The organism is Streptomyces sp. V4I2 (assembly GCF_030817655.1).
Lineage (GTDB): Bacteria > Actinomycetota > Actinomycetes > Streptomycetales > Streptomycetaceae > Streptomyces > Streptomyces plumbiresistens.
In genome coordinates this window covers 2,678,091-2,703,666 of record NZ_JAUSZM010000003.1, presented here as the reverse complement: position 1 = coordinate 2,703,666, position 25,576 = coordinate 2,678,091, and the positions used below count along the sequence as shown (strand labels likewise).

The 25,576-nt window shown below is 69.2% G+C and carries 20 protein-coding genes; 17 read left to right on the top strand and 3 right to left on the bottom strand.

What is annotated here, in order from left to right; translation table 11 throughout:
* Positions 1-89 precede the first annotated feature (89 nt).
* From QFZ76_RS13320 to QFZ76_RS13245, 16 genes are all read left to right on the top strand, one after another.
* Positions 90-1,025, top strand: coding sequence for a carbohydrate ABC transporter permease (locus tag QFZ76_RS13320; RefSeq protein WP_307673919.1), 936 nt, complete (start codon positions 90-92; stop codon positions 1,023-1,025).
* Entirely contained in the window at positions 1,022-1,918 is an 897-nt protein-coding gene (locus QFZ76_RS13315; RefSeq protein WP_307673918.1) for a carbohydrate ABC transporter permease, read from the top strand. Before QFZ76_RS13320 ends, QFZ76_RS13315 begins: the two co-directional genes overlap by 4 nt.
* Positions 1,915-3,207: a polysaccharide lyase family 1 protein gene (locus tag QFZ76_RS13310; RefSeq protein ID WP_307673917.1), complete on the top strand. Its 1,293-nt coding sequence runs from the start codon at positions 1,915-1,917 to the stop codon at positions 3,205-3,207. Before QFZ76_RS13315 ends, QFZ76_RS13310 begins: the two co-directional genes overlap by 4 nt.
* Entirely contained in the window at positions 3,204-4,346 is a 1,143-nt protein-coding gene (locus QFZ76_RS13305) for a Gfo/Idh/MocA family protein (RefSeq protein WP_307673916.1), read from the top strand. Before QFZ76_RS13310 ends, QFZ76_RS13305 begins: the two co-directional genes overlap by 4 nt.
* Positions 4,346-5,191, top strand: a complete 846-nt coding sequence (locus QFZ76_RS13300; RefSeq protein WP_307673915.1) for a PmoA family protein — start codon at positions 4,346-4,348, stop codon at positions 5,189-5,191. Before QFZ76_RS13305 ends, QFZ76_RS13300 begins: the two co-directional genes overlap by 1 nt.
* Positions 5,188-6,756 (top strand): glycoside hydrolase 43 family protein, encoded by a 1,569-nt coding sequence (locus QFZ76_RS13295; RefSeq protein WP_307673914.1) that lies wholly within the window; start codon positions 5,188-5,190, stop codon positions 6,754-6,756. The genes QFZ76_RS13300 and QFZ76_RS13295 overlap by 4 nt, the downstream gene beginning before the upstream one ends.
* 55 nt (positions 6,757-6,811) lie before the next feature.
* Positions 6,812-8,797, top strand: a complete 1,986-nt coding sequence (locus tag QFZ76_RS13290) for a pectinesterase family protein (protein WP_307673913.1) — start codon at positions 6,812-6,814, stop codon at positions 8,795-8,797.
* A 69-nt stretch (positions 8,798-8,866) separates the two neighbouring features.
* Positions 8,867-10,216, top strand: coding sequence for a sugar ABC transporter substrate-binding protein (locus QFZ76_RS13285; protein WP_307673912.1), 1,350 nt, complete (start codon positions 8,867-8,869; stop codon positions 10,214-10,216).
* A 175-nt stretch (positions 10,217-10,391) separates the two neighbouring features.
* On the top strand, positions 10,392-11,189 hold the full coding sequence (locus tag QFZ76_RS13280) for a rhamnogalacturonan acetylesterase (RefSeq protein ID WP_307673911.1): 798 nt from the start codon (positions 10,392-10,394) through the stop codon (positions 11,187-11,189).
* Positions 11,190-11,217: 28 nt separating this feature from the next.
* Positions 11,218-12,546, top strand: a complete 1,329-nt coding sequence (locus QFZ76_RS13275) for a polysaccharide lyase family 1 protein (protein ID WP_307673910.1) — start codon at positions 11,218-11,220, stop codon at positions 12,544-12,546.
* A gap of 117 nt (positions 12,547-12,663) precedes the next feature.
* A complete protein-coding gene (locus QFZ76_RS13270) occupies positions 12,664-13,827 on the top strand; it encodes a pectinesterase family protein (RefSeq protein WP_307673909.1) in 1,164 nt (387 codons plus the stop codon).
* Positions 13,827-14,858: a pectinesterase family protein gene (locus QFZ76_RS13265; protein WP_307673908.1), complete on the top strand. Its 1,032-nt coding sequence runs from the start codon at positions 13,827-13,829 to the stop codon at positions 14,856-14,858. The genes QFZ76_RS13270 and QFZ76_RS13265 overlap by 1 nt, the downstream gene beginning before the upstream one ends.
* Before the next feature lie 4 nt (positions 14,859-14,862).
* A complete protein-coding gene (locus QFZ76_RS13260; RefSeq protein ID WP_307673907.1) occupies positions 14,863-16,122 on the top strand; it encodes a polysaccharide lyase family 1 protein in 1,260 nt (419 codons plus the stop codon).
* Positions 16,115-17,269 carry a dienelactone hydrolase family protein gene (locus tag QFZ76_RS13255; RefSeq protein WP_307673906.1) on the top strand — a complete coding sequence of 385 codons (1,155 nt, stop codon included), beginning with the start codon at positions 16,115-16,117 and terminating at the stop codon, positions 17,267-17,269. The genes QFZ76_RS13260 and QFZ76_RS13255 overlap by 8 nt, the downstream gene beginning before the upstream one ends.
* Positions 17,270-17,308: 39 nt before the next feature.
* Complete coding sequence (locus QFZ76_RS13250) at positions 17,309-18,424, top strand: chondroitinase-B domain-containing protein (protein WP_307673905.1); 1,116 nt, start codon at positions 17,309-17,311, stop codon at positions 18,422-18,424.
* Between the two features lie 100 nt (positions 18,425-18,524).
* On the top strand, positions 18,525-19,319 hold the full coding sequence (locus QFZ76_RS13245; protein WP_307673904.1) for an HAD family acid phosphatase: 795 nt from the start codon (positions 18,525-18,527) through the stop codon (positions 19,317-19,319).
* On the opposite strand, the gene QFZ76_RS13240 is transcribed toward QFZ76_RS13245, so the two are convergent.
* Positions 19,312-21,534 carry a family 43 glycosylhydrolase gene (locus QFZ76_RS13240; protein WP_307673903.1) on the bottom strand — a complete coding sequence of 741 codons (2,223 nt, stop codon included), beginning with the start codon at positions 21,532-21,534 and terminating at the stop codon, positions 19,312-19,314. The genes QFZ76_RS13245 and QFZ76_RS13240 overlap by 8 nt on opposite strands.
* Positions 21,535-21,766: 232 nt before the next feature.
* Here QFZ76_RS13240 and QFZ76_RS13235 point away from each other — a divergent pair, with 232 nt between their 5' ends.
* Positions 21,767-22,921: a right-handed parallel beta-helix repeat-containing protein gene (locus QFZ76_RS13235; RefSeq protein WP_307673902.1), complete on the top strand. Its 1,155-nt coding sequence runs from the start codon at positions 21,767-21,769 to the stop codon at positions 22,919-22,921.
* A 101-nt stretch (positions 22,922-23,022) separates the two neighbouring features.
* Here the strand turns inward: QFZ76_RS13235 and QFZ76_RS13230 are convergent, their stop codons facing one another.
* Together QFZ76_RS13230 and QFZ76_RS13225 are read right to left on the bottom strand one after the other, a co-directional pair.
* Positions 23,023-24,705, bottom strand: coding sequence for a rhamnogalacturonan lyase B N-terminal domain-containing protein (locus QFZ76_RS13230; RefSeq protein ID WP_307673901.1), 1,683 nt, complete (start codon positions 24,703-24,705; stop codon positions 23,023-23,025).
* Between the two features lie 31 nt (positions 24,706-24,736).
* On the bottom strand, positions 24,737-25,567 hold the full coding sequence (locus QFZ76_RS13225) for a pectate lyase (RefSeq protein WP_307673900.1): 831 nt from the start codon (positions 25,565-25,567) through the stop codon (positions 24,737-24,739).
* Positions 25,568-25,576 lie beyond the last annotated feature (9 nt).

Here is a 25,576-nt window from a genome sequence, read left to right as displayed (position 1 = left end):
ACAGCAGTACCCCCTCGCACACCCATGCACATGCAGAAAGCGCTTCACCCGCACCAGAACGCACGACGTACCAGAAACGGAGAACAGTCGTGGCCCAAGCCGCAGCCGTGGCGAAACCGCCCGCGCCACCCCGGCGACGCCGTGCCTCCGCCACGCCGCGCAGGCTCCCTTACCTGCTGATCGCGCCGGCGGCCCTGCTCATGCTGGGCTTCATCGCCTATCCGGTCATCAGCGTCTTCTACTACAGCCTGCAGAACTACAACCCCACCAAGCCGTGGCGGAACGGCTACGCGGGCTTCGACAACTTCGTGCACGCCTTCACCGAGGACCCGATCTTCTGGGACACGCTGGTCTTCAGCGCCAAGTGGGTCGTCGTCGAGGTCGGGCTCCAGCTGCTGTTCGGTCTGGCGCTGGCACTGATCGTCAACCAGACCTTCGTGGGCCGGGGACTGGGCCGTGCCATGGTCTTCTCCCCCTGGGCCGTCTCCGGCGTGCTCACCTCCGCGATCTGGGTGCTGCTCTACAACTCCCAGACGGGCATCACCCGTTACCTCGCGGACTTGGGGCTGGGCAGCTACGGCACCAGCTGGCTGTCGGACACCTCGACCGTGTTCCCGGCGGCGATCGTCGCCGACCTGTGGCGTGGTGTCCCCTTCTTCGCGATCCTCATCCTCGCCGACCTGCAGTCCGTCTCGAAGGACCTGTACGAGGCCGCCGAGGTCGACGGGGCGAGCCGCATCAAGCAGTTCTGGCACATCACGCTGCCGCACCTGAAGGACGCGATCATCCTGTCCACGCTGCTGCGCGCGGTGTGGGAGTTCAACAACGTCGACCTCCTCTACACCCTCACGGGCGGCGGACCGGCCGGCGAGACGACGACCCTCCCGCTCTACATCGCCAACACCAGCGTCGACGCACACAACTTCGGCTACGCGTCCGCCCTGACCACGGTCGCGTTCGTCATCCTGCTCTTCTGCTCGATGGTCTATCTGCGCCTGAGCAAGTTCGGAGGTGGGGACAAGTGAGCACCAAGGAGGCCACCGCGGTCGCACCGGCCCCCCGGCGCACGGTTCCCGAACCGCAGCGCCCGGTCAAGAAGCGTCCCGCCTGGGACGAGGCACCCCGCTGGCAGATCTACCTGCCGCTGTCGATCTACCTCGTCTTCACGCTCATCCCCTTCTACTGGATCCTGCTGTTCGCGCTGCGCCCGGCCGGCTCGACCTCGCTCGTGCCCTGGCCGATCACCTTCGACCACTTCGAGAAGGTGTGGACGGAGCGCGCCTTCGCCACCTACTTCGAGAACAGCCTGCTCGTCGGTCTCGCCACCCTGGTGATGACGACCCTCGTCGCGCTGGCCGGCGGCTACGCGCTCGCCCGGTTCAACTTCAAGATCAAGCAGGCCTTCATGCTGGCCCTGCTGTGCTCCCAGTTCGTGCCGGGCGCGCTGCTCCTGGTGCCGCTGTTCGAGATCTTCGCCGAGCTCCAGATGATCAACTCGCTGGGCAGCGTCATCATCGCGGAGACCGTGTTCCAGCTGCCGCTGTCGATGATCCTGATCAGCAACTTCATCAAGAACGTGCCGTACTCGCTGGAGGAGGCGGCCTGGGTCGACGGCTGCAACCGGTTCACCGCGTTCCGGATCGTCGTCCTGCCGCTGCTGCGGCCCGGTCTGATCGCCGTCGGCTCCTTCGCCTTCGTGCACTCCTGGAACCACTTCCTGTTCGCCCTGATGTTCCTCAACAACCAGAGCAAGCAGACGATCCCGGTCGGCCTCAACACCCTGATGAGCGCGGACAGCGTCGACCTCGGCGCGCTCGCCGCGGGCGGCATCATCGCGGCCGTCCCCGTCGTGATCGTGTTCGCCTTCATCCAGAAGTGGCTGATCACGGGCTTCAGCGCGGGGGCGGTGAAGGGATGAGGAAGCGTCACCTCGTCGTCGCCCTGGGCCTGTTGGGGATGCTCTGCGTCCCCGCCCACGCCGAGGCCCGTGACATCAGCCGCGAGACCCTGGCCCCGAACGACGGCTGGGCGGCCGCCGACGGCGGCACCACCGGGGGCGCGGCGGCCGACGGCGCCCACGTCTACACGGTCACCGACCGCGCCGGACTGGTCCGCGCCCTCGACGGCGGCAGCGACACCCCGAAGATCATCAAGATCGCCGGGACCATCGACGCCAACACCGACGACGACGGCGACCGCCTGGACTGCGCCGACTACGCCACCGACGGCTACGGCCTGAAGAAGTACCTGGGCGCCTACGATCCCCGCACCTGGGGTTCGGCCCCGCCCAGCGGCCCGCAGGAGGAGGCCCGCAAGGCATCGGCGGCCAGGCAGGCCGAGCGGGTCGTCCTGCCCGTCGGCTCCAACACCACGATCGTCGGGCTCGGCTCCAAGGCCGTCCTCAAGGGCGGCAGCCTCCAGGTCAGCAACGCGGACAACGTGATCATCCGCAACCTCGAACTCCGCGACGCCTACGACTGCTTCCCCGTCTGGCAGCCCAACACCGGCGGCCTCGGCGACTGGAAGACGGCGTACGACACCCTCTGGCTGCGCGGTGCCACCCACGTCTGGGTCGACCACGTCACGGCCTCCGACAAGGGCCACCCGGACGAGAAGGAACCCACCTACTTCGCCCGCAACTACCTGCGCCACGACGGTCTGCTCGACATCACCAACGGCTCCGACCTGGTCACCGTCTCCTGGAGCCGGTTCGCCGACCACGACAAGGCGATGCTCATCGGCAACGGCGACACGGCCACCGGCGACCGAGGCAAGCTCCGGGTGACCCTGCATCACAACGAGTTCGAGTCCGTCGTCCAGCGCGCCCCGCGCGTCCGCTTCGGGCAGGTGCACCTCTACAACAACCGGTACGTCGTCCCGGACGACGCCCACGACTACCGCTACTCCGTCGGAGTGTCCACCGAGTCGGGGATCCACGCCGAGAACAACGCCTTCCACACCCCCGGCCACATCGAGGCCGCCGACCTGGTCAAGAGCTGGAACGGCACCGCCCTGCACCAGAGCGGCACCCTCTTCAACGGCTATCCGGTGGACCTGCTCGCCATATACAACGCCTACAACTCGGGCAGCGAGCGTGACCTCACGGCCGACGTCGGCTGGACACCTACCCTGCACACAAAGATCGACAGCGCCGGGACGGCCGACCGAGAGGTGGCACGCGGCGCGGGCGCAGGGAGGACCCCATGACCGTAGACATCGTCCTGGCGGGCGCGCGAGGCCACGGCCGCTGGCACCTGGACAACATCCGCAGGCTCCAGGACAAGGGGATCGTCCGGCTCGCCGGTATCTGCGAGCTGACCCCGCTGACCGCGGACGAACTCCCCGAGGGCCTCGGCACGCCCGAGCAGTCCGCGGACTTCGGCGCCCTCCTCGACTCGACCGGTGCCCGGATCGCGGTGATCTGCACGCCGATCCCCACCCACACGGACCTGGCGCTGACGGCCGCGCGCAGGAGCGTGCACCTCCTGCTGGAGAAGCCGCCCGCCCCCTCGTACGCCGAGTTCCGCCGTATGGCGGACGGGGTCGCCGACGCTGGGGTGGTCTGCCAGATCGGCTTCCAGTCGCTGGGCTCGCACGCCGTGCCCGCGGTCCGCGAGCTGATCGCCGAGGGCGCGATCGGCGACCTGGCCGGCGTCGGCGGGGCCGGCGCCTGGGCGCGCCCGGAGGCGTACTACCGGCGGGCGCCGTGGGCGGGCAGGCGGCGGATGAACGGCGTCGACGTGATCGACGGGGTGCTGACCAACCCGCTCGCACACGCCGTCGCCACCGCCCTCGCGCTGGCCGGTGCCCCGCACGCCGAGGACGTCGCCGGGATCGAGACCGAGCTGCTGCGCGCCAACGACATCGAGTCCGACGACACCTCCTGCGTCCGCGTCACCACCACGCGGGGCCTCCCGGTCACCGTCGCCGCGACCCTGTGCGCCGAGGACCCCGACGAGCCGTACGTCGTCGCGCACGGCAGCAGCGGCCGGATCACCCTCTGGTACAAGCAGGACCGCGTGCTGCTCCAGCGGGCCGACCACGGCCCCGAGGAGTACGAGTACGGCCGCACCGACCTGCTGGAGAACCTCGTCGAGCACCTCACCGACGGCGTCGACCTGCTGGTCGCCCCGGACGCCACCGGCGCCTTCATGAAGGTCGTCGAGGCGATCCGGCAAGCGCCCGACCCGGCCCCGCTGCCCGACAGCGCCTGGCAGCTGCTCCCGGGCGAGCGGCGCAGGGTCGTCCCCGGCATCGACGGACTGGTCGCGGCCGCCGCCGACACTCTCGCCCTCTACTCAGAGCTGGGCGCCTCGTGGGCGCCAGGAAACGAGGTGAGCACCTGATGACGACCAACGACTCGCCGGTGCTGCGTGTCGCGGGCCGACCGGTCGGCCGGTACGTCACCCGGCCCGAGCTGCCGCCCCGGCTCTCCCCGCGCCCGTACCTGCACCCCGTCACCACCCTGGCCGGCACGGCTGTCACCGAGCTCAGCCCCGCCGACCACATCCACCACCTCGGCATCGGTGTCGCCGTTCCCGACGTCGAGGGGTTCAACTTCTGGGGCGGCCGCACCTACGTCCGCGACCAGGGCCCGACCGAGCTCGACAACCACGGCGCCCAGCGGCACACCGCGTTCCAGCTGCGCGACCCCGACGGGCTCGTGGAGGAACTGCGCTGGGTGGCCGCGGGCGGTGAGCTGCTGCGCGAGCGCCGTACGGTCGCCGCCACCGAACTCACCGACACCGCCTGGGCGTTGGACTTCACCTTCTCCCTCACCAACGTCACCCCGGGCCCGCTGTCGATCGGCAGCCCGGCGACCAACGGGCGCCCCGGCGCGGCCTACGGCGGCTTCTTCTGGCGGGCCCGCAAGGAACAGGAGACCCCGCGGGTCTTCACCGCCGGCACCGAGGGCGAGGCCGAGATCCACGGCACCCGCGCCGACTGGCTCGCCCTGGCCGGCGCCGACTGGACCCTGGTCTTCGCGGGCGCCACCGAAGAGACCCGCCGGGACCCGTGGTTCGTGCGCACCGCCGAGTACCCGGGCGTCGGCTCGTCCCTCGCGTACGACGAGCGGCTGCCGATCGAGCCGGGTGACACCGTCGTACGCCGGATCGTCACCGTGGTCGCCGACGGCCGCCTCGACCGGGACGGCGCCGCCGCCCTCATCCGCAAGGCGGTGAGCCTGTGACCGCCGAGACGAACCCGAACCCTGTTCCGACCGCCGAGACGAACCCGCACCCCGTTCCGACCGCCGAGACGTATACGAACCCCGTCCTGAACGCCGACTGGTCCGACCCCGACGTCGTCCGCGTCGGCGACGACTTCTACCTCACGGCGTCCAGCTTCAGCCGCGCCCCCGGCCTGCCGCTGCTGCACTCCCGCGACCTGGTCAACTGGACGCTCGTCGGCCACGCCCTCGAACGCCTGGAACCGGCGGGCGAGTTCAGGTCACCGCGGCACGACTGCGGAGTCTGGGCCCCGGCACTCAGACACCACGACGACCGCTTCTGGATCTTCTGGGGCGATCCCGACCAGGGCATCTTCCAGATCAACGCCCCCGAGATACGCGGTCCTTGGACCCGCCCCCATCTGCTGAAGGAGGGCAAGGGGCTCATCGACGCCTGCCCCCTGTGGGACGACGAGACCGGCGAGGCCTACCTGGTGCACGCCTGGGCCAAGTCCCGCTCGGGGATCAAGAACCGCCTCACCGGCCACCGCATGCACCCTGACGGCACGTCACTTCTCGACGAGGGCAAGGTCATCGTCGACGGGGACCGCATCCCCGGCTGGTTCACCCTCGAGGGCCCCAAGCTCTACCGGCACGACGGCTGGTTCTGGATCTTCGCCCCCGCCGGGAGCGTGGAGACCGGCTGGCAGGGCGCCTTCCGCTCGCGCGGCTTCTTCGGGCCGTACGAGGAGAAGATCGTCCTGGAGCAGAAGGACACCGACGTCAACGGCCCCCACCAGGGCGGCTGGGTGCGCACCCCGTCCGGCGAGGACTGGTTCCTGCACTTCCAGCAGCGCGGTGCCTACGGCCGGGTCGTCCACCTCCAGCCGATGCGCTGGACCGCGGACGGCTGGCCGGTGCTCGGGGACGAGGGCGCCCCCGTGGCCGTATACGAAAAGCCCGACCTGCCGCCGCAGCAGGCCGCCGCACCCGCCACCGACGACGACTTCCCCGGCGGACGCTTCGGCCGTCAGTGGCAGTGGACGGCCAACCCGCAGGACGGCTGGGCCACCCAGCACTCCGGGGACGGCCTCCGCCTCGCCTGTGTCCGCTCGGCCGACGCGCACGACCTGCGCAAGGTGCCGAGCGTCCTCACCCAGCGGCTGCCGGGCGTCCCGTCCGTCGTCGAGGTCGAACTGACCCTGCACGGCGAGGAACCGGGGGCGCGGGCCGGGCTCGCGGTTCTCGGGGACGCCTTCAGCTGGATCGGACTGCAGCGGGGAGCCGACGGGACGGTCCACCTGGTGCACCGGTTCGCCGAGGCCGTCGCGGAGAAGGAACGCGACGCCGACCACCCGCGGCTCGCGCCCGAGGGCCGGGCCAGGCTGCGGATCGAGATCGGCACGGGAGCACGCTGCCGCTTCTTCTACGACGTCGGCGACGGCCCGCGTCCCTCCGGCCAGGTCTTCGCCGCCACCCCCTGGCGCTGGGTCGGCGCCCTGCTCGGCCTGTTCGCCCTTGCACCCGCCGGCCCGGGACAGGCCGGGGCGGCGAGTTTCACGCAGTTCAGGATCAGTCCGCTGTAAAGCACTGCTCGCGTACGTCTGTTGATCGCACGTAGAACGCCTGTTGGGAGCCGCAATGACGCACCTCCATAGCAAGCGCTTGCCGAGACCGGGTCTCGGCAGAGTCGTGGCCGCCGTGATCGGTCTGGTGGCCGCCCTGTCTCTCGGGGCGGTCGGCGAGGCGAAGGCCGCGGCCCCGTCCTCGGCCGCTTCGGCGCCGGCCGACCGCTGGACCGACCGGGCCCACGGTTTCGCCTCCCTCGCCGGCGGCACGACCGGCGGCGCGGGCGGCAAGGTGGTGACCGTCACCGACCAGGCCGCGCTGGCGAGGTACGCGGCGGCCGAAGAGCCGTACGTCATCAGGGTGTCGGGGGCGATCGCCGTCGAGCCGTTCGGTTCGGACATCGTCGTGACCTCGAACAAGACGATCATCGGCGTCGGCGACACCGGCGAGATCGTCCACGGGGAGCTCCATCTGAACCCCGGCACGAGCAACGTCATCATCCGGAACCTGACGATCCGTGACTCGGCGGTCGAGGGCAACTGGGACTGCAAGGACACCGACTTCGACGGCATCCAGATGGACACCGTCCACCACGTGTGGGTCGATCACAACCGCTTCTCGAACATCTGCGACGGGCAGCTGGACGTCCGCAAGGACAGCGAGTACGTGACCGTCTCGTACAACCGGTTCGAGAACAACAACAAGACCTTCGGGCTCGGCTGGACGACCAACGTCACAACGCAGATCACGATCGACCACAACCTGTTCGCCCAGACCAAGCAGCGCAACCCGTCCGTGGACAACGCCGCCTACGCGCACCTGTACAACAACTACCTGACGGCACAGGCGGATCCGGGCGATCCCGTGTGGACGTACGGCAACTGGTCGCGCGGCCGGACCAGGATGGTCATCGAGAACAGCTACTACCGTGACGTCCAGCACCCCTACCAGGCGGACGCCACCGCCGAGTTGGTCGAGCGCGGGTCGATCCTGCGGAACACGACCGGACGGACCGACGAGTGGGGCGCCGCCTTCGATCCCCGGGAGTTCTACGACTACCGGCTGGATCCGGCTGCCGCCGTGCCGGCTCTGGTCCAGCGCTTCTCCGGGCCGCAGAAGCGCATCGGTACCACGCTGCACGTTCCGGCCGACTACCCGACCGTGCAGGCCGCCGTCGACGCCGTGCCCGACGGCAACGCCGTGCCGGTGACGATCGCCATCGCGCCGGGCACGTACCGGGCGAAGGTCTTCGTCCCCGCGACGAAGCCGAACATCGTGTTGCAGGGGACTGGACAGGACCGGTCCGACGCCGTCATCGTCTACGACACGCCCGCCGCGTACGGCGGCTCCACCGGGAGCGCGACCGTACGGATCGCCGCGAGCGACGTCACGGCCCGCAACCTCACCTTCAGCAACGACTTCGACGAGGCCGCGCACGAGCTCAGCGGCGAGCAGGCCCTCGCCATGAAGACGACCGGCGACCGGATCGTCTTCGAGGACACCGCCTTCCTGGGCAACCAGGACACCCTGATGACCGACAGCCCCAAGCTGGACGTGATCAGCCGCGTCTACATCCGCGACTCGTACATCGAGGGCGATGTCGACTTCGTCTACGGACGCGCGACCACCGTCATCGAGCGGTCCGTCATCAAGGCGCTCAGCCGGGGCTCCGCCACCAACAACGGCTACATCACGGCGGCTTCGACATGGACGGGCAACCCGTACGGGTTCCTGATCACGAAGTCGAAGGTCGTGAGTGACGCGCCCGCCGGCAGCTTCCACCTCGGCCGGCCCTGGCACCCGGGCGGGGAACCGAACGCCGTCGCCCAAGTGCTGTTCCGTGAGACCGAGTTGCCCGCCGCGATCAAGGCCTCGCCGTGGACCGACATGAGCGGGTTCTCATGGAAGGACGCCCGGTTCGCCGAGTACCGGACCTACGGCCCGGGAGCGGAAGTCACCGCGGACCGGCCGCAGATGAGCGACGCCGACGCGAAGACGCACACCGTCGCGAACTACCTCAAGGGCACGGACAACTGGGCTCCGCACGCCCGCCGCTGACCTCACACGGTGACCACTGACCCCCACAACTTCACATCTCCGCTGGATCCAGAAGAAGAGAGCCGACCAATGAAGATCAGCATCCGTAGAAGCAGGCGCGCGGCCATAGCCGTCGCCCTGGGCTCCGTGCTCGCGCTGACCGCCACCGCCTGTGGTGACGACGGTGGCGGCGCCGGCGGTGACAAGGGCGCCGAGGGCAGCGGCAAGGGCAAGGTCCTCTTCTGGGACAACAACGGCGGTGTCCGCACCGACATCTGGAAGGAGATCATCGCCGACTTCGAGAAGGCGAACCCGGACATCGACGTCGAGTACGTCGGGATCGCCTCCACCGAGTACCAGTCCAAGGTCGACACCGCCATCCAGGGCGGCGGCCTGCCGGACGTCGGCGGTGTCGGCGCGGCCATGATCGCGGCGATCTCCGCGCAGAACGCGCTGGACCCGCTGGACGACCGTCTCGCCAAGTCCTCGCTCAACGGCAAGCTCAACGAGGACATGGTCAAGTCGCTGAAGGCGGCCGGCGGCGGTGACGGCACCCTGTACTCGATCCCGACCTCCGCCAACAACGGTGTCCTCTACTACCGCACCGACCTGTTCGAGAAGGCGGGGCTGGAGGCGCCGACCACCTGGGACACGTTCTACGAGGCCGCGGACAAGCTCACGAACGCGAGCAAGAACGAGTTCGGCTACACCATCCGTGGTGGCGCCGGTTCCATCGCCCAGGCGCTGGACGCGATGTACGGGCAGTCCGGCATCACGTCCTTCTGGGACGCGAGCGGGGAGAAGACCACGGTCAACGACCCGAAGAACGTGGCGGCGCTGGAGAAGTACACGGCCCTCTTCAAGAAGACCACTCCGGCCGCCGACCTCAACAACGACTTCACCAAGATGGTCGCCCAGTGGGATTCCGGCACGATCGGAATGCTGAACCACAACCTGGGCTCGTACCAGGATCATGTGAAGGCGTTCGGGACCGACAAGTTCCGCGGTATTCCGCAGCCGATGGGGCCCTCCGGCAAGCGGGTCCAGGTCTCCAACCCCGTTGACGGGCTCGGGCTGTTCAAGACCTCCAAGAACAAGGAAGCCGCCTGGAAGTTCATCGAGTTCGCCACCTCGCACGCGGAGAACTCGAAGTTCAACGAGTCGGCCGGTCAGGTGCCGGCGAACAACGACGCCGCGAAGGACGCGTGGGTTCAGAAGGCCGAGCCCACGAAGCTGGCGGCCGAGGCGCTGAGTGACGGTTCCACGACCATTGTCCAGCTGCCGTACTACCTGCCTGACTGGGGCACGATCTCGAAGTCGGACAACGAGCCGAACTTCCAGAAGGTGCTGCTCGGGAAGATGAGTGAGAAGGACTTCCTGGACACGCTGGCTGAGCAGTTGAACACGGCTCAGGCGGAGTGGAACGAGCAGAAGGGCTAAGAGCTCGGCTGGTTCGGTTTTACGGTCGGCTGCGGGGTTTTTGTGGCTGGTCGCGCCCACGCGGCGGTAGCCGCATATAGGGCACAGCCCCGCGCCCCTTTTGGGGGCGCGGGGGTTACCCCCCACTTTGAAAGGCACCGCTATCTCGTAAGACCGTCGAGAAAGGCACATCGTCGTGTCGCTCACCCGCAGACAAGTCACCACCGCGGCCCTGGCCGCTGCTCCTCTCGCTCTTGCCGCGACCGGTACCGCGCAGGCCTCGGGCCGCCGTAACCGGACCCTCTATATCGCCGGTGATTCCACCGCCGCCCAGAAATACTCGGATGCCGCCCCCGAGACGGGGTGGGGCATGGCGCTTCCGTTCTTCCTGCACAAGGATCGGCCCGTCGCCAATCACGCGGTGAACGGGCGCAGTTCGAAGAGCTTCGTCGACGAGGGACGGCTCGACGTCGTTCTCTCCGCGATCCGGCCCGGGGACTTCCTGCTCGTCCAGTTCGCGCACAACGACGAGAAGACCACGGACCCCACGCGTTACACCGAGCCCTGGACGACGTACCAGGACTACCTGCGCCTGTACATCGAGGGTGCCCGGGCCCGAGGTGCCCGGCCCGTGCTCGCCACGGCCGTCGAGCGTCGCAGGTTCGACGCGAGCGGCAACGCCGTGCCGAGTCACGGCGACTATCCGGCGGCGATGCGTGCGCTCGCCGAGGAGGAGCGCGTGGCGCTGCTCGATCTCCAGGCCCTGTCGCTCGCGCTGTGGCAGAAGCTCGGCGTCGAGGAGACGAAGAAGTACTTCAACTGGACCGCCACCGAGCAGGACAACACGCACTTCAACCCGCCGGGCGCGATCGCGGTGGCCCGGCTGGTCGCCGCCGAGCTGCTGCACCACCGGGTGCTGGCGCCCCAGGACGTGCGCCGGCTCGACGCGGAGATCCCGGAGTCCTGGATCACCTGGCCGACGGCCACCGCGTAACCACCTTTCACCGAGAGAGAGCCGCACAATGAATGCACAAAGATGGCATGGGCATGCCACAAAACAGGCCACAAGCATCGCCCTGGTCGGCTGCACCGCCCTCGCCCTGGCGGTCACCGGCACCACCGCCCAGGCCCACACCTCCCGTGACCTGGCCCGGCAGACCCTCGCCGCGAACGACGGCTGGGCGTCGTACGGGACGGGAACCACCGGCGGTGCCGCCGCCGACGCCGAGCACGTCTACACCGTGAGCACCTGGGCCGAGTTCAAGGCCGCCCTCGCCGCCGGGGGCAGCGCGCCGAAGATCATCAAGGTGAAGGGGACGATCGACGCCGTCTCCGAGGGCTGTGACGCCTTCGCCGCGCCCGGGTACGACTTCGACGCCTACCTCGCGAAGTACTCGCCGGATGCCTGGGGCCTCGACACCGACCTGAGCGCCGAGCCCGCCGACAGCCCCGAGGGGCTGCGCCGAACCTCGGCCGCCAACCAGGACAAGGCCATCAAGGCGAACATCCCGGCCAACACCACGATCATCGGAGTCGGCAGGAACGCCGGCATCAAGGGCGCCAGCCTCCAGATCAAGGCCGTGGACAACGTCATCGTCCGCAACCTCACCTTCGAGAGCCCCGTCGACTGCTTCCCGCAGTGGGATCCCACCGACGGCTCGAAGGGCAACTGGAACTCGGAGTACGACACCGCCGTCGTCTACGGCTCCACCCACGTGTGGATGGACCACAACACGTTCACCGATGGCGAGCACCCCGACAGCGAGGCGCCCACCTACTTCGGGATGCTCTACCAGCAGCACGACGGCGAGCTGGACATCGTCCGCGGCTCCGACTACGTCACCGCCTCCTGGAACGTCTTCGCCGACCACGACAAGACGATCCTGATCGGCAACAGTGACAGCGAATCCACGGCAGTGGGGGACCGGGGACACCTGAAGGTCACCTTCCACCACAACCTGTTCTCGAAGCTGGTCGAGCGCGCGCCCCGGGTCCGCTTCGGGCAGGTCGACTCGTACAACAACCACTTCGTGGCCGACGCCTCCTACTCCTACAGCTACGGCATCGGCAAGGAGTCCCAGCTGGTCGCGGAGAAGAACGCGTTCACGCTGCCCGCCGGGGTCAGCGCGGCGAAGGTCCTCAAGAAGTGGAGCGAGGCCCCGGTCACCGCCGCCGGCAACTACGTCAACGGCAAGGCCGTCGACCTGATCGCCGTGCACAACGCGGAGATCCCCGCCGAGACCCTGCAGTCGGGCGCGGGCTGGACGCCGACCCTGCGCACCAAGGTCGACCCGGCGAAGGCGGTCCCGGCGATCGTCGACCACCGGGCGGGTGCCGGCCGCCTGGGCTGACGCCTCGAACCACCGGCCGGGGCGGGCTCCCGCAGCCGCCCCGGCCCCCGCACCCCCCACGCGAGGAAGCCCCGCACCGAACCACCCTGCCGAGCCGCACATCCAAGGAGCACCCGCATGCCCTCGCCCCACCTCCAACTCCCCCTGTCCAGAAGGGGATTCCTGATGGCGAGCGCCGGAGCGGGCGCCGCGCTCGGGCTGACGGCCCTGCCCGCCGAGGCCACCGCCCGGTCCCGCCCGTTCGGCCGGTACGGGTCACCGGCCGCCCGCCTCACCCCGAAGACGCTGTACGTCGACCGGCGGGGCCGCGGCGACCACACCACCGTCCAGGCCGCCGTGCGCGCCGCCACCACCGCCGGACACACCCTGGTCATCGCGCCCGGCGAGTACCGCGAGACCGTGTCCGCCGGTGTCGTGGACCCCGCCACCGGGCAGCGCACCGAGGCCGCCGCCGAGATGACCTGGATCGGTGCGAGCGAGGACCCGCGCGATGTCGTCATCGTCTACGACAACGCGGCCGGCACGAAGAAGCCCGACGGCTCCGGCACCTACGGCACCACCGGCTCCGCCACCACCCTGATCCGCACCGACGGCTTCACCGCCCGCTGGATCACCTTCGCCAACGACTGGCTGCGCGCCGACCACCCCGAGATCACCGGCACCCAGGCCGTCGCCATCAAGGTCCTCGGCGACCGCTCGGCCTTCCACCACTGCCGTTTCCTCGGCCACCAGGACACGCTGTACGCCGACTCCTTCGCGCTGTCCGTCTTCGCCCGCCAGTACTACGCGCACTGCTACGTCGAGGGCGACGTCGACTTCGTCTTCGGCCGGGGCACGGCCGTCTACGAGAACTGCCACTTCCGCACCCTGAACCGCACCGACCTGTCCTCCGCCCCGTACGGCTTCGTCTTCGCGCCCTCCACGGCGGGCGCCAACCCGCTCGGCTACCTGGTGCTGCGCAGCCGGATCAGCAGCGCGGCCCCGGACGCGTACTACAAGCTGGCCCGCCCCTGGGTGCCCAGCTCGGACATGACCGCCCGCCCGTCGCTCACCGTGCGGAACACCTGGCTCGGCCCGGGCATCGACGCGGTCGCGCCCTATACCAACATGTCGGACGCCTTCCCGTGGCAGAACCAGCGGTTCGCCGAGTACCGCAACACAGGGCCGGGCGCGGAGATCACGGTGCCCGCCCAGCGTCCCCAACTCAATGATGAGCAGGCCGAGTCGGCGACGCGTGCGGCTTACCTCGGTGACTGGACGCCGTGGAAGGGGGAGCGCTGATGCGCAGGCGCACGGTCCTCACGGGGATCGCCGGGGGGCTGGTGGCGGCCGGTGCCGGTGCTGGTCCCGCCCTCGCCGTCGGCCGCCGCGTCCTGCACGTCCGTCCCGGCGACTCCGTCCAGGCGGCCGTCGACGCGGTGACCGGCCCCGGCTGGACGATCGTCGTGCACCCGGGCAGGTATCGCGAGGTCGTCAACGTCCCTGCCGCCAAGGCGGAGTTGACCCTGCGCGGCGCGACTCGCGATCCGCGTGACGTCGTCATCGTGTACGACAACGCGAACGGCACGCAGAAGCCGGACGGTTCGGGCACGTACGGCACCGCGGGCTCCGCCACCTTCACCTCGGCGGCCCCCGGTCTCACCGTCCGCGACCTCACCCTCGCCAACGACTGGCTGCGGGCCGACCACCCCGAGATCACCGGAACGCAGGCGGTGGCGGCGTACACGTACGGCGACCGCACCCACTTCGAGAACGTCCGCCTCCTGGCCCACCAGGACACGCTCTTCGTCGAGACGAGCGGGCTGGACGTCTTCGACCGGCAGTACTTCCACCGCTGCTACGTCGAGGGCGACGTCGACTTCGTCTTCGGCCGGGCGACCGCGGTCTTCGAGGACTGCCACTTCCGCACGCTGCGACGGGACGTGACCTTCACCCCGAAGGGCATGGTCTTCGCCCCGTCCACCGCGCGCGCCAACCCGCACGGCATCCTCGCCGTCCGCTCCCGGATCACCTCCGCCGCCGAGGACGGGGCGTACAAGCTGGCACGGCCGTGGGTGCCGTCGTACGAGACGACCGCCTGGCCCTCCCTCGTCGTGCGGGACAGCCGGATCGGTCCGGGGATCGACGCGGTGGCGCCGTACACCAACATGCGCGAGGCCTATCCCTGGCAGACCATGCGGTTCCGGGAGTACCGCAACACGGGCCCGGGCGCGGCCGTCACGGTGCCGGAGAACCGGCCCCAACTGACCGGCGAAGAGGCCCAGACGCACACCAGGTCGGCCTACCTCGGCGACTGGAGGCCCCGTGCGTAGGGCCATGGCAGCTCTGCTGGCCTGCGCGTTCCTGCTCGTGCCGACCCAGACGGCCGCCGCCTTTGCCGGGCGGGAACCCGTCGGCTGGGCCGCGTCCGGCGCCGGTACCACCGGCGGCGCGGGCGGCACGACCTGGACGGTGCACACCCGCGCCGAGCTGAAGGAGGCCCTGGCCAACGAAGGCGAGCCCACCGCACCCAAGGTGATCCGGGTCGTCGGCGCCATCGACGGCCACGAGGCGGCGGACGGTTCGCTGCTCGGCGAGCAGGACTACGCGCCCGGGTACGACCTCGGGAAGTACATGTCCTGCTTCGGCGAGGACGGAGCCGTCTGGTCCGACACCCGATACGACTACTGCAAGCAGCAGCGCACGCTGAGGCAGAACGGATCGAACAGGGAAAAGGCGCAGATCCAGCTGACCGTGCCGAGCAACACCACCCTGGTCGGCGTGGGCGGCACCGCCCGGCTCCTCGGCGTCTTCCTGACCGTCAACACCGGCACGAACATCATCGTCCGGAACCTTCACCTGGAAGCGCCCGTCGACCACTTCACCAGCTGGTCGCCGGGCGACGGGACGCGGGGCAGCTGGAACGCCCGCTTCGACGCGATGACCGTGATCACCGGCAAGAACATCTGGGTCGACCACTGCACCTTCACCGACGGCCGCTTCCCGGACCGCGAGGCACCCCTCGGCTTCCACGGGGAGCACGTCCAGCGGCACGACGGTCTCCTCGACATCGAGGACGGCTCCGACTTCGTCACGGTGTCCGACAGCCGGTTCACCGACCATGACAAGGCGATCCTCATCGGGTCCGGCGACGGGCGCGGCGACCGGGACCGCGGGCATCTCAAGGTCACCTTCGTACGCAACCTCTTCACCGACATCGTGCAGCGCGGTCCCCGCGTCCGCTTCGGGCAGGTGCACGTCGTCAACAACGTCTACCGGGGCCGGGCCGCCGACACCCTGTACGCGCTCGGTGCCGGCCTGGAGTCCGCGATCTTCTCCGAGCGCAACGTCTTCGTGTACCCGCGCGGCAACCCGGCGCTGGCGGTCGCGGACTACGGCGGCGAGCACTTCCGGGACACCGGCTCCTGGTTCAACGGCCGCCCGGCCCGCCTCGACGCCGTGGCGAGCGGCCTGGGACTGAGCGGCGAGGTCGGCTGGGACCCCGCCGACGTCTACGACTACCGGCCCCTCAGGTCCCCGTCCGCGGTCGAGCACCACGTCCTGCGTCACGCAGGCACCGGGAGGCAGTATGAGTGAGCCGTTCGGTCGCCGTACCTTCGTCGCGGGAGCCGCCGCGGCGGCGTTCCTCGGCGGTACACCCGGTCCCGCACAGGCCGCCGAGCTCGTCGGCGGCAACCTCCCCGACTTCTACCCGGCGCTGAAGGACGGCCTGCGCTTCCCGCTCGCCTGGGGCACGTCACCCGTCCGCGACTTCAAGGCCTGGCGCCGCGCCGCCCGTGCCAAGGTGGAGGAGCACCTCCTCGTCGGCCGGCAGGACGGGACGCGGTACGCCCCGGAGTTCACCGAGGGACCCCAAGGCGGGGGATACACGCGGGAGTTGGTGACCCTCTCCCTCACCTCGTACGAGCGCGTCCGCGGCACTCTGCTCACTCCGCACGGCACCGGACCCTTCCCCGCCGTCCTCCTCCTCCACGACCACGGAGCCAGGTTCGACATCGGGAAGGAGAAGCTCGTCCGGCCCTGGTACGACGACACGCGCCTCGCCTCCGCGCAGGCGTGGGCGGACAAGTACTTCAGCGGCCGCTTCCTCGGCGACGAACTGGCCCGGCGCGGCTACGTCGTCCTGTGCCTGGACGCGCTCGGCTGGAGCGACCGTGGCCCCCTCACCTACGAGCAGCAGCAGGCCCTCGCCTCCAACCTCTACAACCTCGGCTCCTCCCTCGCCGGACTCATGGCCCGCGAAGACGCCCGCGCCGCCCAATTCCTGGCCGGTCTCGACCGGGTGGACGCACGCCGGGTCGCGGCGGTCGGGTTCTCCATGGGCGCCTACCGCGCCTGGCAGACGGCCGCGCTCAGCGACGACATCGCCGCCGCGGCGAGCGTGTGCTGGATGACCGGGCTGAAGGAAATGATGGTGCCCGGCAACAACACGCTGCGCGGGCAGTCGTCGTACTACATGCTCCACCCCGGGCTTCCCCGGTTCCTCGACTTCCCCGACGTGGCGGGCATCGCCGCACCCAGGCCGATGCTCTTCTTCAGCGGCGCTCTGGACACCCTCTTCCCCGCCGACGGCGTCCGGGTGGCCCACGACAAGCTGCGCGCCGTCTGGCGTTCGCGCCACGCCGAGGAGCGGTTGCACCTCAAGACCTGGCCCGACCTCGGCCACGTCTTCGTCGACCGCATGCAGGACGAGGTCTTCACCTGGCTGGACCGCGTCCTGTAACCCCCTCCCCATCCGAACGACGTAAAAGGACCGCACTCCATGACTCGTCGTACCGCTCTCACCACCCTCGGCACGGCCCTCGCCCTCGGCGCCGGCCTCGCCCTGCTCCCCACCCAGGCACAGGCCGCGACCGTGGTCGTCAGCAACTCGACCGACCTGTCCAACGCCATCAAGAACGCCACCGCCGGCACCGTCATCCAGGTCCGCGGCGGCACCTACTACCCGACGGCCACGCTCCAGTCCACGGCCAACGGCACCTCGTCGGCGCCGGTCACACTCACCGCGTACGGCTCGGAGACCGTGAAGATCGACGGGTCCTCGCTGCCCGCGGGAGGCTGGATCTTCAAGCTCACCGCGGACTACTGGAACGTCTCCAACCTCACCTTCCAGAACTCCCCGGACAGCGCGGTCGTCTGCCAGTCGTGCACCGGCACCACCTGGAACAACATCAAGACCATCAACGGCGGCGACTCCGGCTTCACGCTCACCGGCGACGGCACGGTGAACAACACCGTGAAGAACATCGACAGTTACGGCCACTACGACGCCGCCACCCACGGCGAGAACGCCGACGGCATCGCCGTGAAGTTCGGCTCCGGCACCGGCAACCTCATCACCGGGGCCCGCCTCTACAACAACTCCGACGACGGCCTGGACTTCTGGTCCTTCTCCTCGCCCGTCACCGTCGAGCACACCTGGGCCATGGGCAACGGCAAGAACCGCTGGTCCGACTCCGCCTTCGCGGGCGACGGCAACGGCTACAAGCTGGGCGGCGACGGCGAGGTGGTCGCGCACGTCATCAACAACTCGGCCGCCTGGGACAACGCGGGCAACGGCTTCACCGAGAACTCCAACAAGGGCGCGATCGTCATCAACCGCACCACCGCCTACGCCAACGCGAAGTGGGGCTACTACTTCGCCACCGGCGCGGCCAAGCTCGGCAAGAACCTGGCCGTGAGCAACGGCGGCGGATCGGTGAGCAAGAGCTCCTCGGTGGCCTCCTCCGGCAACAACTGGGACAGCGGCATCTCGACGCCCGCCTTCAGGTCGACGGACGCGAGCAGCACGTACAACGCCCGCAGCTCCAGTGGCACCCTGCCCGCGACGACGTTCCTGACAACGGGCTCGACCACCATCGGCGCGACCATGGACTGAGCCGTCCGGGGCGCTTGACCCGACTTTTGCCTGGCAAAGTGGTCTCGATCAGGCAACGGGTCTCGCGCTCACGGGGGTGACGCGCGTAGAAACCTGTGTCATGCATAAGCCACTGCGTATCGCTGCCGTCGTCGCAGCCTGTGCCGTCACCGGTGCCGCCCTGTACGGCGCCGGTGCGGCCACCGCCGGCCAGTCCACGGCCAACTCGACGCACGAGCCCTACAACATCGGGCTGCTGGTCAAGGACATCGACACCTACTACGGCACCGCGCCCGACGCGAACGGCGTCTACCAGGCGTCCCCGGACAGCCCGTACGCCAAGGACCTCGCGCGCATCGACGCCGCCGCGAAGAAGTACATCGACCAGGCAGCCCGCAAGGCGCTGCACCGGGGCGAGAAGCCCGCGGTCGTCTTCGACATCGACGACACGCTGCTGCTCAGCCTCGACTACGAGAAGCGCTACAACTACACGTACAACGCGACCACTTGGGCCGACTACGTCAACAAGGCCGACCGCCCGGCCGTCTTCGGCAGCCCCGAACTCGTGCGGTACGCCGAGAAGAAGGGTGTCGAGGTCTTCTACAACTCGGGCCTCAGCGAGGCGCAGCGCTCGGCGGCCGTCGAGAACCTGAAGAAGATCGGCGCCGATGTGAACCTCGACGCCGACCACATGTTCCTCAAGGACAAGGCCAACCCGCCGTCGTACCTGAGCGGTTGCGCCACGCCGGGCGCCTGGACCTGCACCACCGTGCAGTACAAGTCCGGCACCCGGGCGCACATCGAGGACCTCGGGTACGACATCGTCGCCAACTTCGGTGACCAGTACTCCGACCTGGAAGGCGGCTACGCCGACCGGACGTACAAGCTGCCGAACCCGACGTACTTCGTCAGCTGACCCGTCGTATCGACTCCAGGGTCGGCACCACCGGCTTGATCGTCCCGTCGGCCGCGAACTCCATGCGGTCGATGGTCGTCTCGCGGTGCATGCCGTCGCCGCCCGGCCTGCCGGGGCCGTTCAGGGCGAACCGGTGGTAGACGATGTACCAGTCGTCGGTGCCGGGGACGTTCACCACGGAGTGGTGGCCGGTGCCGAGGATGCCGTACTCGGGGCGCTTGGACAGGATCGTCCCCCGCTTGGTCCACGGGCCGAGCGGGGACGGTCCCGTCGCGTAGGCGACGTGGTAGTTCTCGCTGCGGGTGTCGTCCTCGGACCACATGAAGTAGTACGTGCCGTTCCGCTTGATCACGAAGGACCCCTCGCGGAAGTTGTCCGGGGTGATGTCCTGCACCCGCGTGGCGTCGAAGGACACCATGTCGTCGTTCAGCGGCGCCACGTATCCGCGCCCGTTGCCCCAGTACAGGTACGCCTGACCGTCGTCGTCCGTGAAGACCGCCGGGTCGATCATCTGGCCGCTCAGTGAACCGCCCTTCGCCACCAGGGGTTTGCCGAGCGCGTCCTTGAACGGGCCGGCCGGGGAGTCCGCCACCGCCACGCCGATCTGCTGCTCGGCGCAGAAGTAGAAGTAGTACTTCCCGTCGCGCTCGGCGATCGCCGGCGCCCACGCGTACTTGTCCGCCCAGGCCACGTCGGGGCCGAGGTCCAGGATGACGCCGTGGTCCTTCCAGTGGACCAGGTCCTTCGACGAGTACGCCTTGAACCGGGTCCCGCCCCAGCCGGGGAAGCCGTCCGTCGTCGGGTAGATCCAGTACTCGCCGTTCAGATAGTGCACGTCGGGGTCGGCGTTGAGGCCGGGCAGGGTCGGGCTGCCGGTGCGGACCGCCTCGACCGTCCAGGCGCGGGTCGTGCCGTCGGCGGCTCTCACGGTGTACGTCTGCGGTGTGCGGAAGTCCCGCCGGGTGCCCGACCTCGGGCTCAGCGTTGCGCCCTCACCCACGTGGATCCGCGGGGCGAGACGTGCCACATCCGCGCCGGGCTCCATCGGCAGCACGACCTTCGACGCGGCCTCGGTCACGACCGCGTACCCCTTCTGGCCGGTCGCCGTCGCGTCCACGACCGACGTCGGCGTCGACGGGTACGCGGCAAGGAGCCGGTCGTACTCGGCCTGCGTGACCGGCAGCACCGTGCCGTGCCGCGGGCTCGCGGGGAGCTGGTAGTTCGTGGACATCGTCCACTTCCCCGAGTCGAGGTCGGTGGTCTCGAAGGGGACGTAGCCGCGGCCGCCGTACTCGTCGATGAACAGGTACCACTTCTTCTCGGTGTTGGACTTGAAGACCGTCGGCCCCTCGCCGCGGTCGATCGAGCCGCTGCCGATGCACTCGGAGACGAAGTCGTACGACGTGTCCGTCAGGCTCGTCGACTTCTCCCCGGTGATGAACTTCGAGCAGGGCGAGCTGGAGGACGGGTCCCGCTCGTCCTTGGTGTAGCGGTAGTAGGTGTCCTTGTGCTTCACGACCGTCGAGTCGATGACCGAGTATCCGGGGTCGTCCCAGACCTTCGGCTCGCTGAAGGTGCGGAAGTCCTTGGTGGTCGCGTACAGCATCTTGTTGTACGTCGATCCCGTGTGGCCGGGATCGTCGTCGGCGTACAGCTTCGACGCCCAGAAGACGACGAACTCGCCCAGCGAGTCGTCCCAATAGGCCTCCGGCGCCCAGGTGTTGCCCGCGTTGTCGGGGGAGACCTTCACCAGCCGCTGGTCGGTCCAGTGGACCAGGTCGGTGGACTCCCACACCATGACCGACTTGCTGCCGTGCCGCTGGACCTGGTCCCAACTGCCGCTGGAGTTCCGGTACATCCTCAGGTCGGTGGCGATCATGTAGAACTTGTCGCCCTCGGGGGAGCGGATCACGAACGGGTCCCGCAGCCCCTTCTCGCCGGTCGTGGACGTCAGGACCGGCTTGCCCGCGTTCAGCTCCCGCCAGTGCAGCGGGTCGTTGCCGCGGCTGAGGGCGTAGCGGATCTGCTCGCCGTCGGCGGTGCCCTCGCCGGTGAAGTAGGCGAAGAGGTAACCGGCGTACTTGGACTGCTTCACGGGTGGTGCTCCTGATTGCGCGGTGCCGGCAGGGGCGGCGAGGAGGGAGAGGAGGGAGAGGAGAAGGGCGAGAAAGGGGACCAGGAGCGTGCGGGCGGTGCGGCGTCTGGCGGGTCGCATGACACATCCTGTGTGACTGTGGGGGTTTCTGTGGGGTCGGTTCGCCTTCGGAGTGTCACCGGCGGGGGACAGCTGGTCAATCGGTGCGGTTGGGGCCGAGGGGAGCGAAAGTTTCGATCGTTTTCGCGGGGCGGCAACCTTTTCGGCCGGGGCGGCGACCGGATGTCAGAAGCGGGCCGGGGCGGCCCCTCCGGCCCGCTTCGTCCCCCAACGCCTAGGAAAGGAACGCCCCGTGCGTCTTGGCACCGGACGTCACCGCAGGACGCGGACCCTCTCGATCGCCGCGGCGGTGGCCGTCACCGCGTGCGCGAGCGGCGTCTACCTCGGCCTCTCGAACGGCGGTGCCCAGGCCGCCTCGACGACGGTCACCGTCTCCACCACCGCCCAGCTGGAGTCGGCCGTCAAGAACGCGTCCGCCGGTACCGTCATCCAGGTCCGCGCCGGCACCTACACCCCGAAGGCCACCCTCAAGTCCACGGCCGACGGCACGAGTTCGGCGCGGATCACGCTGCAGGCGTACGGCAGTGAGAAGGTGAAGATCGACGGTTCCAAGCTGGCCGACGGCTCCTGGCTCGCCGGGATCTACGGCGACCACTGGACCGTCCAGAACCTCACCTTCCAGAACTCCCCGGCCCAGGGCTTCGTCGTCACCTCCTCGGTCGGCGGCGTCTTCAAGAACCTCGTCACCGCGAACAACGGCGACTCCGGCTTCACCCTGCGCGGCGACGGCACGACCGACAACCTCGTGCAGAACCTGGACAGTCACGGCAACTTCGACCCGGCCAGGCACGGGCAGAACGCCGACGGCATCGCCGTGAAGTTCGGCTCCGGCACCGGCAACCGGATCACGGGCGCGCGGCTGTACAACAACTCCGACGATGGCCTCGACCTGTGGCAGTTCTCCTCGCGGGTGACCATCGAGCGCACCTGGGCCTTCGGCAACGGCAGGAACCGGTGGGGCGACTCGGCGTTCGAGGGCAACGGCAACGGGTTCAAGCTGGGCGGCGGGGGAGTCACGGTCGCGCATGTCGTCAAGAACAACGCGGCGTGGGACAACACGGCGAACGGGTTCACGGAGAACTCCAACCGCGGTGCGATCGTGTTGAACCGGAACACCGCGTACGCCAATGCCAAGGCCGGGTTCTACTTCGCGACCGGCAAGGCGCGGCTGGCTCGCAATCTCGCGGTGGGCGACAAGGGCGGGCCGTGCAAGCTGGGTCCGTCGACGGTGTCCGCGGCGAACAACTGGGACGGCGGGGTCAGTACGCCGTCCTTCAGGTCGACGGACGCGACGACAGCGTACGGCGCCAGGAGGCCGGACGGCTCGCTGCCCGCGACCACGTTCCTGACGACGGGGTCGACGAGCATCGGAACGGCGATGAACTAGCCCGCACCGCACGAAAGAACGCCCCGCCGGTCGTCACCGGCGGGGCGTTCCTCGTGCCGACCGAGGGGGGCTCTGGCCGGCAACCGCTGGCCGAAGGGGGCTCAGGCCAGCAGGTCCACGCAGTCGAACGAGGTGCCGGCGCTGAGGTAGGCCGAGCCGCCCGAACCACTGACGATGTTGAGCTTCAGGACGTTGTACTGCGAGGTGTCCGTCTTCCACGCACTGGTAGGGACGTTGAAAGTGAAGGTGTGGTTGTTTCCCCGGTACGAACCCGTGGTGAGGGAGCGCGTGGAGGGCTGCGTGGGGGCCGAGGGAAGCGGCGAGACCCAGTCGTTGACGGTCACCCGCGGCCGCCCGTTGGCGAACGCGTCCGTCACCCCGACCCGCAGCGTGTGCGCGGCGGCGGCCTGGGCCTCGGTCAGCTTGAAGTAGACCAGGATCCCGTCGTTGACGTCCTTCCACATGTAGGCCGGGAAGGACGCGGCCTCGCCGCCGCCGCCGATCGTGACGTTCCCCGTCCACTTCGCGGCGCGGCCGTCGGAGGGATGCGCGTACGTCATCAGCTCGGCGTTCTTGAACCCGCCGGGCGTGCCGTCCCAGTCGCCGAGCCGCCAGAGGGTCCGGGCGGTGGACGGGTCGCCGGTGACGGTGATGGTGTGCAGGGAGGTCGTACCGCCCGCGGTCACCTTCACCGTGCCGGTGTGCACGGCGAGTTCGCCCTTGTACACCGTCATCGTGTACGTCCCCGGCAGCATCCCCTTGCAGGAGAAGGCGCCCGTGCCGGCCGCGGCCTTGGCCCAGTACTGGGCGTCGGCGTTGGCGAAGCCCACGGTGTAGGCGTACTCGGCGTTCATGCCCTTGAGGCCGACGCCCGCCACCCGGCCGCGGCCGGCCTTGCCGACCCAGCCGGTGATGCCGAGGCCGTCCACCCACGAGGAGTCGAGGTTCGCGTGGGACAGGGACGAGGCGGGGGCGCCGCCGTCGGTGAAGGCCAGCACGTACGGGCCCTGGAGGCCGAAGCGCTCGGGCTCCGTCTGGGCCTGGTTGTAGTGCAGGATCTCGTAGAGCCCGGCACCGAGGTCGTTCGAGTGGCGCAGCAGCGAGCGGTAGAAGGGGCCGCCGGAGGCCTTCTCGTGGTTCGAGCGGACCAGCCACAGGCCGGCCGAGCCGGTGGTGAAGCCGACGTGGTCGTAGTCGGTCGTCCGCTTGCCCGAGTAGTGCTTGGAGTGTGTCGTGCCGTCCGCGCGCTGCCAGACGTCCCCGGCCTCGATGACCTTGTCGGAGGCCTCGATCCAGGTGTCCGGGCCCGTGTTGGGGAACATCCCGGGCTTGAGGCGGACGAGGAACCGGGTCGCGGTGAAGGAGGCGTCCTTCTTGTCCGTCCACAGGTAGACGTTGCTCTCGCCGCTGCGGGCCGCGTACCACTGGGTGATCGCGCCGTGCACGGCCTTCACCAGGATGGTCGCCCCGGACTGCTTGATCGTGACGGTGGAGGCGCCGAGCCCCGATTCGACGTGCGAGTGCTTGCCGCCGTATCCCTCGTACTCCTTGCCCTTGTAGGCGAGGGACGTGATGTCGCCGGTCGACTTGGAGACCTTGAAGACCAGGGAGGCGCCGGTGTCGACGACGTAGTTCCTGCCGTCGTCCGAGTGGCCGAACGCGGCCGCGGACGCGGAGGAGAGAAGGCCGGTGCCTCCCGCGACGGCGGCGCCGGTGGCGGCGACGCCGATCGCGGAGGCCCCGAGCACACGTCTGCGCGTGAGGTGCTTCTTGTGCGTACTCAAGGAGTGTGCTCCGTCATACTTGAATGTTCACTCACTGATATGTGATGTCAGATGACGTGAACGTGCAGGAGGTTCCGTCCGGGCCGACACCGAGCTGGGTGGGTTCCTTGCCGGTGTTGTTGCCCTGGAAGCGGACGCAGGTCTTGATCTTCTTGCCGCTGTCGCCGTGGATGCGCACCTTGCGCAGGGCGGCGGTGTCGCCGTAGTTGGAGTTGATGCCGACGATCGAGTTCATCGGCGCGGTGACGTCCACGTCGTTGATGATGATCGTGCGCTTGTACTGCGTGGAGCAGTTGCCGCAGGAGCGCACCAGCTTGCCCGAGTTCTCGACCTGGAACTTGCTGACGACGAGCTTGCCGGCGCCGTTGAACTGGAGGACCTTGTCCGACCCGTTCTTCGCGCCGCCGCCGTGGACCGTGTACACGGACGAGGACGACTTGCCCTTGAAGGTGGCGGCGTCCTCGCCGACGTCCAGCCACCACACGTTCTGCAGGGTGCAGCTGCCCAGGCAGTGCACGCCGTCAGCGGCCGGAGTGCCGATGATCACGTTCTTGAGGACCGCTCCGTCGGCGAGCTGGAAGACCGGGTCCTGGCCCTCCTCCTGGCCGCTGCCGCCGAGGGCGCCGGAGCCGTAGAACTTCGTGAGCTTGCCGTCGTACGTGCCGGACACCTTGATCGTCGACGAGACGGCCTTGCTGCCGTTGGCGGTGGGCCATGCGGAGGCGGCGCCGGCGGAGGACAGCATCGTCGTGGTGACGATCGCCGCGCCGGTGATGCCTAACGCGGCGGCTGAGGCGATCGCCGCCCGCTTCGTGGTGACCCGGCGGCGGTGGCGGACGCGCTGTGCGGCTCGTGCAGTCATGCCCATTCC